General features: G+C 64.4%; 10 protein-coding genes and 1 pseudogene. 6 read left to right on the plus strand and 5 right to left on the minus strand.

Features of this window, described 5'->3' with window-relative positions:
* Both QQL28_RS19170 and QQL28_RS19175 read right to left on the minus strand, forming a co-directional pair.
* Nucleotides 1–1993 (minus strand): annotated as a pseudogene (locus QQL28_RS19170) (hypothetical protein); the annotation flags it as partial.
* A 327-nt stretch (nt 1994–2320) separates the two neighbouring features.
* Nucleotides 2321–2911 (minus strand): PadR family transcriptional regulator, encoded by a 591-nt coding sequence (locus tag QQL28_RS19175; RefSeq protein WP_284267704.1) that lies wholly within the window; start codon nt 2909–2911, stop codon nt 2321–2323.
* 181 nt (nt 2912–3092) lie between these two features.
* Here QQL28_RS19175 and QQL28_RS19180 point away from each other — a divergent pair, with 181 nt between their 5' ends.
* From QQL28_RS19180 to QQL28_RS19195, 4 genes are all read left to right on the plus strand, one after another.
* On the plus strand, nt 3093–3488 hold the full coding sequence (locus QQL28_RS19180) for a nuclear transport factor 2 family protein (RefSeq protein WP_284267706.1): 396 nt from the start codon (nt 3093–3095) through the stop codon (nt 3486–3488).
* 103 nt (nt 3489–3591) lie between these two features.
* Nucleotides 3592–5382, plus strand: coding sequence for an acyl-CoA dehydrogenase C-terminal domain-containing protein (locus QQL28_RS19185; RefSeq protein WP_284267709.1), 1791 nt, complete (start codon nt 3592–3594; stop codon nt 5380–5382).
* A gap of 56 nt (nt 5383–5438) precedes the next feature.
* A complete protein-coding gene (locus QQL28_RS19190) occupies nt 5439–6647 on the plus strand; it encodes an acetyl-CoA C-acetyltransferase (protein ID WP_284267711.1) in 1209 nt (402 codons plus the stop codon).
* Between the two features lie 155 nt (nt 6648–6802).
* Nucleotides 6803–9016 carry an FAD-dependent oxidoreductase gene (locus tag QQL28_RS19195; RefSeq protein ID WP_284267713.1) on the plus strand — a complete coding sequence of 738 codons (2214 nt, stop codon included), beginning with the start codon at nt 6803–6805 and terminating at the stop codon, nt 9014–9016.
* A gap of 159 nt (nt 9017–9175) precedes the next feature.
* Here QQL28_RS19195 and QQL28_RS19200 read toward each other — a convergent pair whose 3' ends face one another.
* The 3 genes from QQL28_RS19200 to gstA form a co-directional block, all read right to left on the minus strand.
* Nucleotides 9176–9520, minus strand: a complete 345-nt coding sequence (locus QQL28_RS19200) for a hypothetical protein (RefSeq protein ID WP_284267715.1) — start codon at nt 9518–9520, stop codon at nt 9176–9178.
* Nucleotides 9521–9949: 429 nt separating this feature from the next.
* A complete protein-coding gene (locus QQL28_RS19205; protein WP_284267717.1) occupies nt 9950–10276 on the minus strand; it encodes a hypothetical protein in 327 nt (108 codons plus the stop codon).
* Nucleotides 10277–10544: 268 nt separating this feature from the next.
* Nucleotides 10545–11159: a glutathione transferase GstA gene (gene gstA / locus QQL28_RS19210; protein WP_284267719.1), complete on the minus strand. Its 615-nt coding sequence runs from the start codon at nt 11157–11159 to the stop codon at nt 10545–10547.
* Between the two features lie 125 nt (nt 11160–11284).
* On the opposite strand from gstA, the gene QQL28_RS19215 reads away from it, so the two are divergent.
* Nucleotides 11285–11773: a MarR family winged helix-turn-helix transcriptional regulator gene (locus tag QQL28_RS19215; protein ID WP_284267721.1), complete on the plus strand. Its 489-nt coding sequence runs from the start codon at nt 11285–11287 to the stop codon at nt 11771–11773.
* A gap of 99 nt (nt 11774–11872) precedes the next feature.
* On the plus strand, nt 11873–13243 hold the full coding sequence (locus QQL28_RS19220; RefSeq protein WP_284267723.1) for a glutamate--cysteine ligase: 1371 nt from the start codon (nt 11873–11875) through the stop codon (nt 13241–13243).
* The last annotated feature ends 157 nt before the right edge of the window (nt 13244–13400 follow it).

A 13400-nucleotide genomic window follows, 5' to 3' on the forward strand; every position in this document is an offset into this window, starting at 1 on the left:
GGATTTCGCTGATCGCGCGCGGCGGAACCGGTGGAGCCGCCGGCACCGGCGGCGGAGCAGCCGGCGTTGCGGCGTGGAATTCGCGCGGCGCGGCGACGAAGGCCGCCTGCTCCGCGGCCGGATTGGGCAGATCGGGCTTGATGTCGGCTTTGGGCGGCTCTCGCGGCGGCATCGCGCTGCGCACCGGTTCGGCCGGCATCGGCGGTGTTGCGAAGGCCTGCGGCGCGGCCTGAGGTGGCGCGCTGCGCACCGCGCGCAGATCGCCCTCGATCATCGTCAGGCGATCGACGACATGGCCGAGCGTGCTGTGCACGGCTTCGAGCGAGTCCTGCGTGTGGCGGTTGGTCTCGGCCTGGCTGAAGCGGATGTCGGAGAGCTCGCGCTTGACGAGGTCGACCACGCCGGAATCGGCTGGCGGTGCCGAACTGCGGCTCTCGGCGAGCGCGGCATAGGTCGCCTGCTGCCGTTCCAGATGCCGCAGGATGTCATGCAGCCCATCTTCGACGCGGCTCAAATTGCCGTTGCGCGGATCGGAGGCGGCCTCGATCCGCTCCAGGAGATACGACACGCGCTGCTCGAGATGCGCGAAGGTGGAGGCGGAGTCGCCGCCGACCTGCATGCGGTCGAAGCGATCGGACAGCGCGCGGATCGCGCTCTCCAGATGCTCGGTGCTTTCGGACGGCGCCGGCCGCTCGCGCGTCTCCAGCGCAGCCGTGAGCGCCGCGATGCGCTGCTCCAGCACCGCAAAGCTGTCGCTGCTCGGGGCGGAGGCGCGTGTGATCTGGTCGACCTTGGTCGACAGCAGCTGCACGTCCTCGGAGAGCCGTGCCAGCGCCTCGTTGGAGGCGACGTTGGAGACGATGCCGCGCAGCGCCGAGATCGCGCCTTCGAGCTGCTGCACCGTGCCGGGATCGTCATTGGCGCGCAGGATCAGGTCGAGCTTGGCGCCGAGATTGCGGATCGCCTCGTCATAGCCGGTGAGCTGCTCGGCCGGCGTCAGCGTGCGCAGAACCTGCTTGATCTCGGACAGCGCGCGCTCGACGCCGGCAAGCGCCTGGCCGTCGGTGCTGGAGGTGCGCGTCTCGTCGATGCGACGATGCAGCGAGCGGATCTCGTTCTCGATCGATTCGATCGCGCGGCGCGGCATCGCCTCGGTGATCGCGTGCCGGATTTCCGCAAGATCGTTGCGGAATGCATTGATCGACTGCTCGATGTGATCGGGGCGCTGCAGCGACTCGATCTGGCTGGTGATCTTGAGGAGATGCCGTTCCAGCGCGGAGAAGTCGGGACTCGGCTGCGGAGGCGGCGGCGCATAGGCGGGGGCAGGGGGCGCCAACGGAGGTGACATGGCGGGAGCCATGGGAGGCGCGATGGGCGCGGCGGGGGCGATCGAGGGGGCCGCGCGCGGTGGCATCTGCCGCGGCGCAAAGCTGTCGAGCTCGTTCTGTCGCGCCGAGATCTCGGCCACCGCAACGTCGAGCGAGGCGGGGCTGAGCGGCGGCGAGTTGCGATAGACCTGCGCTGCCGCGCGCTCGACCATGTCGGCCTGGCGCTGCCGGGTCTCGACCGGAGCAGGCCGCGGTGCCTGTGCCTGCGGCCGCGAGATCTGCGACAGTCGCGCATCCAGCCGAGAGATCGCATCGTTGAGCTGGCGCGCAACGCCCTGCTCGCGCGAGACGCCCTGTTCGCGCGAAAGGTCCTGTTGGCGCGAAGAGTCCTGGCGCGGCGCGGGCTTTGAAATCCGTTCGATCTGTTGGGTGATCGCGTCGAGCCGCTGGTGGATGTCGGCGACGTCGCGGCTTTCCTGGCTCGGTGCCTGCGGGGCTTGCGGCCGCTGCTCGTAAGACGCTCGGAAATTCGGCGGGGTGGTGTCGCCGAGAGTGGAGTTCAGCCAATCGTTGAGTGACATGCCGGCACGGCGCGCAGCTGCTTCGGCCCGCTCCCTGACGGATGGATCGATGCCGTCAACACTCCACGATACGCGCGAATTCATGACTTCTGTCCGGTTCCGACTTCGGCACCCCACCCGATGCCTCCAGCTTTCCCGCGCGTCCCAGTTGTAGAGACAATTCCATTCGGCGCGGGTCGTCTGCCTCAAAAACCGACTTTTCTCTGTTACGGTAAATAACGGGTTAAGGAAGCCGTCGCCCCTGTCTTAAAGTTGGGCGTCGGGAACCGGGGGCGGCGCGTGGCTACCGCCAAGGCCGCGGCTTATCGATTCAATCACGACCGTCTCGGCGTACTGGATCGCCCGGTCAAGCCGGGCGATGGCGGCGGAGTGGGTGGCTGCGGTCTCGCCTTGCGTCAGGCGCGATCGACCTCAGCCCTTCCCCTCGCGCTTGCCCTCGTCGATCGGCACCACCGTCCCGCGACCGCTGACCGCCGACAGCGCCTCGAGCGCTTCCTCGCAGAAGTCGGCCACCATCTGCTCGTGCCGTGCGCCGAGGCGGAGCAGCAGCAGATTGCCGAGGTCGAGCACGCCAGATGCCTCTCCGTCCGGAAAGCGCTTCTTCAGGATGCGCTCGTAGTTGGTGTGACGATCGCGGTGGTGTTCAAGTCGGGCCATCAAATCGGTGCGCAGGGGCTCGATGTCGATGCTGTCGAGCGCATGCAGCCGTACCAGGAGGTCGTCCTTGATCGAGGGCGGCGTGCTCGGCCGCGCGGCCCAGTGCCGCAGCGCTGTTCGTCCGTCCTCGGTGAGCGTATAAACCAGCTTGTTGGGCTTGCCGGTCTGCACGACCTCGCGGCCCTGGATGTAGCCGCGGTCGCGCAGCTTGGAGAGCTCGCGATAGATCTGCTGGTGGTCGGCCTTCCAGAAGAAGCCGATCGAGGAGTCGAACGTCTTGGCGAGCTCGTAGCCCGTCATCGGACGTTCCGTCAGGCATGCGAGAATTGCGTCGCCCAGCGCCATGACACCGGCTCCTTAAAACGTACCCGACCAATTGACTTGACTTTATGCACATCGGCGCATATGCGTCAATGTGCATATGGCGCCAGCCAAAGACCCGCCGGCGTCGGCCTTCGGGCTCCTTTGCATGGGGTTGTTTTCAAGATTTTTGCCACGGCCTTTTAACAAGGGAGGCACGCTGAGAATGACCGGCCTCGATTCCTGGTACGGCTACATGAAGTCTGAAGACCGCGCTGAAGCCCGCGCCGCGCTCTGGGACCTCCTGCATCCCGACGCCGTCTTCGAAAGTCCCGTCGTGCACACGCCGCAGCGCGGGCGCGACATCACCTTCAAATACCTGTCGAGCGCCGAGAAGGTGCTCGGCGGTCCCGGCTTCACCTATGTCGGCGAGTGGACAAGCGCGAGCGGCGCCGTGCTCGAATTCAAGACCGAGATCGACGGCATCGAGCTCAACGGCGTCGACATCATCACCTTCGACAACGACGGTCGCATCACGCATTTCAAGGTGATGGTGCGTCCGCTCAAGGCCATCAACATGCTGCACCGCCTGATGGCGGAGCAGCTCGCAGCACAATCATGACACTGCCCTGAGATTGCAGAACCCGCTAAGCTCGCAACAAGCGCTGCGTCGCGGGGACTCCTAGAGACCACCACCCCTTCAAGGCCCATGCCGGGAGAACGCCATGCCGATCTATAAAGCCCCCGTCGAAGACGTGAACTTCCTCTTCAACGACGTCTTCCAGATTGATCGCTACGACAATCTGCCTGGCTTCTCCGATGCATCGAGCGATGTGCGCGAGGCGATCCTCGGCGAAGCCGCCAAGCTTTCGGAAGAGGTGCTGCAGCCCCTCAACCGCGTCGGCGATCTCGAAGGCTGCAAGCGCGCCGATGACGGCAGCGTCACCACGCCGAAGGGCTTCAAGGACGCCTTCAAGCAGGTCGCCGAAGGCGGCTGGCTCGGTCTCTCCGCGCCGACCGAATATGGCGGCCAGGGCCTGCCGGTCGTGCTGAGCCAGGCGGTCAACGAATTCCAGTGTTCGGCCAACATGGCGTTCTCGATGTATGGCGGCCTCACCATGGGCGCGACCGCGGCGCTGCTGGTGCACGGTACGCCGGAGCAGAAGCAGACCTACGTGCCGAAGATGGTGGCGGGCGAATGGACCGGCACCATGAACTTGACCGAGCCGCATTGCGGCACCGATCTCGGCATGCTCCGCACCAAGGCGGTGCGCCAGGCCGACGGCAGCTTCAAGATTACGGGCACCAAGATCTTCATCTCCGCCGGCGAGCATGACCTCGCTGGCAACATCATCCATCTCGTGCTCGCGCGCATCGAAGGCGCGCCTGCCGGGATCAAGGGCGTCTCGCTGTTCGTGGTGCCCAAATTCCTGGTCAACGCCGACGGCTCGGTGGGGCAGCGCAACGGCGTGGTGTGCGGCTCGATCGAGCACAAGATGGGCATCCACGGCAATTCCACCTGCGTGATGAACTACGACAACGCCACCGGCTGGCTGATCGGCGAAGAGAACAAGGGCATGCAGGGCATGTTCGTGATGATGAACGAGGCCCGCCTCGGCGTCGCCGTGCAAGGCCTCTCGCAGTCGGAAGTCGCCTACCAGAATGCAGTCGCCTATGCGCGCGAGCGCATTCAGGGCCGCGCGCTCACCGGCGCGAAGGCGCCGGACAAGGCGGCCGATCCGATCATCGTGCATCCCGACGTGCGCCGCACGCTGCTGTCGATCCGCGCCTTCAATGAGGCCGCGCGCGCCTTCGTGGTGTGGACCGCTCTGAAGAGCGACGTCGCCCACCGCTCCGAGGATCCGAAGGACCGCCAGGCCGCCGACGATCACATGGGCCTGATGACGCCGGTGCTGAAAGGCTTCCTCACCGACTACGGCTTTGCCAACGCGGTGCAGGCGCAGCAGATGTATGGCGGCCACGGCTACATCGCCGAGCAGGGCATGGAGCAGTTCGTGCGCGATGCGCGCATCGCCATGATCTATGAAGGCGCCAATGGCATCCAGGCGCTCGACCTCGTCGGCCGCAAGCTGCCGCGCGACGGCGGCCGCGCCATCATGGCGTTCTTCGGCGAGGTCATGGGCTTTGCCAAGGAGAACGGTGGCGACGAAGCCTTGAAGCCGTTCGTCGCCCCGCTCTCGACCGCGCTCGGCCATCTCCAGCAGGCCACCACCTGGCTGATGCAGAACGCGATGGCGAAGCCGGACAATGCCGGTGCCGCCGCGACCGACTACCTGCATCTCTTCGGCTTCGTCGCGCTCGGCTACATGTGGGCGCGGATGGCCAAGGTGACGCTTGGGAAGATTGCCGAGTCCGGGGCCACGCCCTATCTCTCCACCAAGCTCGTCACCGGCCGCTTCTTCATGGAGCGGATGCTGCCGGAAACCGCAGCCAATCTCGCGCGCATCCAGGCCGGTTGCGCCACCGTCATGGAACTGCCGGCGGAAGCATTCTAAGCCCGTTTCCGCCGCCAGGTCCCAATCGTATCTAGACATCACATCAGGAGGGCGTCATGCCTGAGGCATTCATCTACGACCACGTTCGCACGCCGCGCGGCCGCGGCAAGCCGGACGGCGCGCTGCACGAGGTCACCGCGCTGGCGCTCGCCACCGTGCCGCTCAAGGCGCTGAAGGAGCGTAACAACCTGCCCGTCGACTCCGTCGATGACGTCGTGCTCGGCGTCGTCGATCCCGTCGGCGAGGCCGGCAGCGACATCGCGCGCTTCGCCGCACTCAAAGCCGGCCTCGGCGAAGCCGTGCCCGGCGTGCAGATCAGCCGCTTCTGCGCCTCCGGCCTCGATGCCGTGAACTTCGCTGCCGCCCAGGTCATGAGCGGCCAGCACGAGCTGGTGATCGGCGGCGGCGCCGAATCCATGAGCCGCGTCGGCATCGGCGCCTCCGGCGGTGCATGGCCGATGGATCCGTCGATGGCGGTGCCGGCCTATTTCATGCCGCAGGGCGTCTCGGCCGACCTGATCGCCACGAAGTACGGCTTCTCCCGCGATGACGTCGACGCCTACGCCGTGCAGAGCCAGCAGCGTGCCGGCAAGGCCTGGGACGAAGGCCGCTTCAACAAGTCGGTCGTGCCGGTGAAGGACATCAACGGCCTCACCATCCTCGCAAAGGACGAGCATATGCGTCCCTCGACGACGATGCAGTCGCTGGCGCAGCTCCAGCCGTCGTTCACGATGATGGCGCAAATGGGCGGCTTCGATGGCGTCGCGGTGCAGTCGCACCCCGAGATCGAGCGCGTCAATTACGTGCACCATGCCGGCAACTCTTCCGGCATCGTCGACGGTGCCGGCGCCGTGCTGCTGGGCAGCAAGGAGGCGGGCGCGAAATATGGCATGAAGCCGCGGGCAAAGATCCGCGCGTTTGCGAACATCGGCTCGGAGCCGGCGATGATGCTGACCGGCCCGGTCGACGTCACTGAAAAGCTGTTTGCGCGTTCCGGCATGAAGAAGTCGGACATCGACCTGTTCGAGCTCAACGAGGCCTTCGCCTCCGTCGTGCTGCGCTACATCCAGGCCTTCGACATCGACAACGCCAGGATCAACGTCAATGGCGGCGCGATCGCGCTCGGCCATCCGCTCGGCGCCACCGGCGCGATGATCCTCGGCACCGTGCTCGACGAGCTCGAGCGCACCAACAAGTCGACCGCCCTTGTGACGCTGTGCATCGGCGGCGGCATGGGCACCGCGACCATCATCGAGCGCGTCTGACGAGCTGCCGTAGGGTGGGTTAGCGAAGCGTAACCCACCTCTTCTGTTTCCGCGGAGAAAGACAGTGGTGGGTTACGCCTTCGGCTAACCCACCCTACGAGATCACCATCAACCGCCGCGCCTGGGATCGGCTGCGGCACCGAGGAGCAACCAACATGGCTTACAAGAACTTCAAGGTTGAGACCGACGCCGACGGCATCGCGCTCGTCACCTGGGACATCCCGGGCCGTTCGATGAACGTGCTCGACGAGACCTCGACCAGCGAGCTCGACGCGATCGTCAAGGAAACCACGGCCGATGCCGCCGTGAAGGGCGTCGTCATCACCTCCAGCAAGGAGGCGTTCTGCGCCGGCGCCGATCTGTCGATGCTCGAGGGCATGAACCAGGCCTACGCCAAGGTCTTCAAGGAGCAGGGCGAGACGGCCGCGAACCAGATGCTGTTCGACCAGAGCCGGCGCTTCTCGCAGGTGCTGCGCTCCATCGAAACCTCGGGCAAGCCGTGGGCGGCCGCGATCAACGGGCTGGCGCTCGGCGGCGGCTTCGAGATCACCCTGTGCTGCCACTACCGTGTGGCGGCGGAGAATCCCAAGACGCGCCTCGGCCTGCCCGAGGTCAAGGTCGGCCTGTTCCCCGGCGCCGGCGGTACGCAGCGCGTGCCGCGCCTGGTGCCGCCGCAGGACGCCATGACGATCCTCCTCAAGGGCGATCCCGTCGCGCTGGACAAGGCCAAGCAGCTCAACCTGATTCACGCCATCGTTCCCGCGGCCGATCTCATCAAGGCGGCGAAGGACTGGATCAAGGGCGGCGGCAAGGCCGTCGCGCCCTGGGACGAGAAGGGTTTCAAGCTGCCGGGCGGTCCGGTGTTCTCCAAGGCCGGCATGATGATGTTCCCGGCGGGCAACGCCATCTACCGCCGCGAGACCTACGACAACTACCCGGCCGCGCGCGCGATCATGAGCTGCGTCTATGAAGGGCTCCAGCTACCGATCGACGCCGCGCTGCGCGTCGAGTCGCGCTACTTCACCTCGGTGCTGCGTTCGAAGGAAGCGGCCGCGATGATCCGCAGCCTGTTCCTGTCGATGCAGGAGCTCAACAAGGGTGCGCGCCGTCCGAAGGACGTGCCCGCGACCAAGGTGAAGAAGATCGCCGTGATCGGCGCCGGCTTCATGGGCGCGAGCGTCGGCTACGTCTCGGCCCGCGCCGGTCTCGACGTCGTCCTGATCGATCGCGACCAGGAGAGCGCCGACAAGGGCAAGGCGCATGCGCAGAAGGTGATCGAGGAGCAGATCAAGAAGGGGCGCGCCAAGCCCACGGACGCCGAAGCGCTGCTCGCGCGCATTACGCCGACTGCCGACTATGCCGCTCTGAAGGACGTCGACCTCGTCATCGAGGCCGTGTTCGAGGACCGCAAGGTCAAGGCGGATACGTTTGCGAAGGCGCAGGAATATCTGAAGCCGGACGTGGTCTTCGCATCGAACACCTCGACGCTGCCGATCACTTCTCTTGCTGAATCCTTCAAGGACCAGGGCAAGTTCGTCGGCATCCACTTCTTCTCGCCGGTCGAGAAGATGATGCTGGTCGAGATCATCCTCGGCAAGAACACCGGCGACGTCGCACTCGCGACCGCGCTGGACTATGTCCGCCAGATCGGCAAGACGCCGATCGTCGTGAACGACAGTCGCGGCTTCTATGCCAATCGCTGCGTCGGCCGTTATATCGCCGAAGGCAATGAGATGTTCCTCGAAGGTGTGCCGCCGGCGATGATCGAGAACTGCGCCAAGATGGCCGGCATGCCGGTTGGACCGCTCTCGCTGTCGGATGAAGTCGCGCTCGACCTCGGGCTCAAGGTGATGAAAGCGACCGAGGTCGACCTCGGCCCCAACGCGGTCAACCCCGACCAGAAGAAACTGATGGTGGAGATGGTCGAGAAGCAGGGCCGTCTCGGGCGCAAGAACAGCAAGGGCTTCTACGACTATCCGGAGAAGGGCAAGGGCCAGAAGAGCCTGTGGCCGGGGCTGTCAGCACTCCAGCCCAAGCAGCTCGACCCCGACACGCTCGACGTCGAGGAGCTGAAGCAGCGCTTCCTGGTGGTGCAGGCGGTGGAAGCCGCGCGCACGGTGGAGGATCACGTCATCACCGATCCGCGCGAAGCGGACGTCGGCTCGATCCTCGGCTTCGGCTTTGCGCCGTTCACCGGCGGCACGCTGTCCTATGTCGACTTCATGGGCACGAAGAAATTCGTCGAGCTCTGCCACAAGCTCGAAGCCAAATACGGCTCCCGCTTCACTCCGCCAAAACTGCTCGAGGAGATGGCGGCGAAGGGCGAGACCTTCTACGGCCGCTTCGCGCCGAAGAAGTCGGCGGCCTAGCAGCAAGAGCGGCACCTGTAGCCCGGATGGAGCGAAGCGAAATCCGGGACAGGCTTGCCCGCATGTGAAGATCCCCGGATTGCGCTACGCTCCTTCCGGGCTACGCTTCTACCCAAACAAGAGAGCCCGATCCGACTTTTTGCTTCGTGCGTGACGCGTCTATTCCACGCAGTTCTCGGGATAGAGCGCACGGCCGGAGACGCGCTCGTCGCCCTTGCTGGCCGTCCAGCTGCCCTGGTTGCCGCGCGCAACACGCACCTCGAAATGCCAGTCATTCTGGTTGGTGAAGGCGATCGTCGCGCCATCCTTCCGTTCGGTGTATGCGCAGGGATATTCGGTGGGCCGGTCAGGAAACACGATCCGGCCCTCCTTGCTCTGGAACGCGGCCTTGTTGATCAGCGGGTGAATGATGAAGATGCAGTGGCGCTGTGGCGCGACCGGATCCGAAAGGCCGAGCATGGCGAGATAGGACCCGGCGGCGGTCATGAACACGATCAGGTTCATTGATGGCTGCTTTCACTGCGAGGACGACCACACTTCGACGCAGTCGCAGTCCAAATGGTTCAGGTCGCCAAGTGTCAACCAAGGGCCAACAGCCCGGCCACAACTCAAGTTTTTGCCGACTTGTGGCGCGATTCCCACACATCTCTGACGGGAAGATGCCATAATCCCGGGTGGGCTTACGTTGCGTAAGGGGCATACGAGTTTTTGCGTGCCGACCTCGGCACTTCTCTTGCTTTTGAAAGTTATTGCACGTTTTGCCAGTCCATCCGGCAAGACGACGATTTGCAATGAAGGTCTTCCTGAATGAACTCACTACCCTACGAGAGAAGAGCGGTTGGTCACGGCCCGACCGCGAAATACTCTTTCATGGCCTCGCTGAGCCGCTCGCTGTCGCGTCGAATGATGGCGCGTCTGCGTCGCAGGGGACCGCTATGGGCGGGCTTGGCGCTGCTTGTCCTGGCCGCTGATGTTCTGCTTGCCTGGCTTGCCTGGATCGCCGTCGATTTCGTCGTGAAGTAACAACGCGCGTTTGCACAGGAAGAAGGTCGCAGCCAGATAGGCGAGCTGGGCAACAACAAGGCAGGCAGCAATAGCCGACACGCCTGCGACGGGCCCAAAGCCGGCGGAACGAAGAACGACCGCCGTTGAGATCGCGATCAAAACCGAGACCGGGATCAGACCTTGAACCTTGAACGTCAGGCCGGTCGCTATTCCCATCATCGTGCTCAGCACAAGCAGGATGAGAATATTCGCCAACTTCAACTCCAATGAGAACGCATCAAGTAACGGTCGAAGTTTTGCCCCGTTCCTTGGCAGTAACAAGGCAGTGTTGCTTACACTGGTTGATCGGCTGGTGAATCTGCGCCGCGCGCGGGCAAAGATGGGGCGTTCATGACGTCCGTGCCGTGTGAAACGGTACTGGCGTAGAGTTCGGCGGCGTCACGAATGCCGCGGCCAAGCGTGCGGCACCACGAAAAAAGAGCCGGATTGATCATCCGGCTCTCTACGTGGCGTAGTGGAGCTCTCAGGCCGTCTGCGCGAGCCCTTCGCGCTTCAGCGCTTCCTGCACCTTCGGCCGCGCGGCGACGCGGGCCTTGTAGGCGAGCAGGTTCGTGAGGGCGGAGAGGTCGAACTTCAACCGCTCGGCCCAGTTCAGCATGGTGAAGAGATACCCGTCGGCGACGCTGAACTGCTTGCCCATCAGGTAGTCGCGACCGGCGAGCTGGCCGTCGATGTATTTCAGCTTGCCCATCACGCGGTCCTTGAAGAACGCCTTGGCATCGTCGGCCAGCACCGGCGAGAACAGCGGGCCAAAGCTCTTGTGCACCTCCGAGGTGAGGAAGTTCAGCCACTCCAGCAGCTTGTAACGCTCGGAACTGTCGCGCGCCGGCGCCAGGCCCTTGGCCGAGGCCTGATCGGCGATCATCTGGACAATGACCGGGCCTTCGGTCACGATCTCACCGCTATCGAGGCCGAGCGCCGGCACCTGGCCCTTCGGGTTGACCTTCAGAAAATCCTCACCGTTTTCGAGCTTCTTGGCGCGGATATCGACCTTGACGAGTTCGTAGGGCAGGTCGGCTTCGAGGAGGGCGATGTGGGGGGACAACGAGCACGCTCCGGGCGAGTAGTAGAGTTTCATGGAATTTTCTCCTGCCGATGGTTGGTTGGGGCGAAAGAACGCCTACATGCATCTGCATGGAATAGTCAAGATTGATGCAGGTGCATCAAGTGCGCTAAGAACAGGCTACTAGCTTGAGCGGGACCATGAAACGCAAACCATCGACCGAGGCGACGTCCGCCTGGATCCGCCTGATGCGGGTGCAGAGCCGCGTGCTCGACTGCGTGGAGCAGGACCTGAAGAAGGCCGGCTTTCCGCCGCTCGCCTGGTACGATGCGCTTCTCGAGCTGTCGCGCGCCCCATCGGGCGAGCTGCGCCCAGTGGAGCTCGAGCGCCAGATGCTGATCCCGCAATACTCGACCTCGCGGCTGATCGACCGCCTGGTCGACGAGGGCCTCGCGTTGCGCCGCGAGTGCAAGATCGACAAGCGCGGCCAGTTCGTCGAGATCACCGAAGCCGGTCGCGAGTTGCAGAAGCGGATGTGGGGTGCCTATTCCGCCGCAATCGAGAAGTATGTCGGCTCAAAACTGTCCGATGCGGACGCCGTCAAGCTCAGCGGTCTGCTCGACCGTCTCGGTTGCTCCTGCGGCGAGATGAAGCTGCCGGTCACCAGCGAAAGCACACCGTTGCGATGATCCCGCAGCAAACCAACATGTCCGCGCAACCGGTCGGTTCGCGGACCATCCCTGTCACCCGCGCGCGTTCGGTCGAAGCGCTTTTGATTAGAGTTTGATATGGCGCGAGACCAGATCGATATGACGCCGCTGCAATCGCGCGACGAGCTCGTCACGTGGTTCGAGGCCGGCTGCAAGCCGGTGGACGACTTCCGCATCGGCACCGAGCATGAGAAGACGCCGTTCACGCTCGAAGGCCGCCGCCCGGTGCCTTACGAGGGCGCACGCGGCATCGGCGCGCTGCTCGAAGGCATGAAGCTCCTGCTCGGCTGGGAGCCGATCATGGAGAAGGGCAACATCATCGGCCTCTACGACGTTACCGGCGGCGGCGCGATCTCGCTCGAACCGGGCGGGCAGTTCGAATTGTCCGGTGCGCCAGTCGAGACCGTGCACCAGACGCAGAGCGAGCTGATGGCGCACCTGGCGCAGGTGCGGGAGATCGCGACCCCGCTCGGCATCGGCTTCCTTGGCCTCGGCATGACTCCGTCCTGGTCGCGCGCCGACATTCCGGTGATGCCGAAGGGCCGCTACAAGATCATGAGCAACTACATGCCGAAGGTCGGTAAATACGGCCTCGACATGATGTACCGCACCTGTACGGTGCAGACCAATCTCGACTTCTCCTCCGAAGCCGACATGGTCAAGAAGCTGCGCGTCTCGCTCGCGCTGCAGCCGGTCGCAACCGCCTTGTTTGCCAATTCGCCGTTCACCGAAGGCAAGCCCAACGGCTTCCTGTCGTTTCGCTCGGAGATCTGGCGCGACACCGACAATGCACGCTCCGGCATGATTCCTTTCGCCTTCGAGGACGGCATGGGCTTTGAGCGCTATGTCGACTATGCGCTCGACGTGCCCATGTATTTCGTCAAGCGCGGCGATGACTACATCGACGTGTCGGGCTCCTCCTTCCGCGCCTTCTTCGACGGCCGCAACAACAACCTGCCCGGTGAGCGTCCGACGCTGTCGGACTGGGCCAATCATCTCTCGACCATCTTCCCGGAGGTGCGGCTGAAGCGCTACCTCGAGATGCGCGGGTCCGACGGTGGTCCCTGGGGCCGGCTGCCGGCGCTGCCGGCGTTCTGGGTCGGGCTGCTCTATGACAACACCTCGCTCGATGCCGCCTGGGATCTTGTGAAGCATTGGAGCGCGCATGAGCGCCAGGCGTTGCGCGACGATGTGCCGCGCTTCGGCTTCAAGGCCCGGATCAAGGACCGCTACCTCTTCGAGATCGCCAGGGAATGCATGGTGCTGGCCCATGCCGGCCTGCGGCGCCGCGGCCGGATCGACCAGCTCGGCCGCGACGAAACCCGCCATCTGGAGCCGTTGGACCGCATCATCGATTGCGGGCGGACGCCGGCCGAGGAGATGCTGGGGAAATTTCACGGCGCCTGGAAGGAATCCGTGGAACCGGCCTACGAGGACTACGCGTTCTAAAGCGCGATGAGATTGGGTGAATCGTCATCGCGCTTTAGGTTGTTGTTTACGCATGATCTTTCCGGAAAACCGCTTCTCACTTTTCCGGATCATGCTTTAGCCCCGCGAGCCAGCGCGCCGCGCGCCGTTCATCGCCCGTACAGGTTTGCGGCGATCA

The sequence above is a fragment of the Bradyrhizobium iriomotense genome, from assembly GCF_030160715.1.
GTDB lineage: Bacteria > Pseudomonadota > Alphaproteobacteria > Rhizobiales > Xanthobacteraceae > Bradyrhizobium > Bradyrhizobium iriomotense.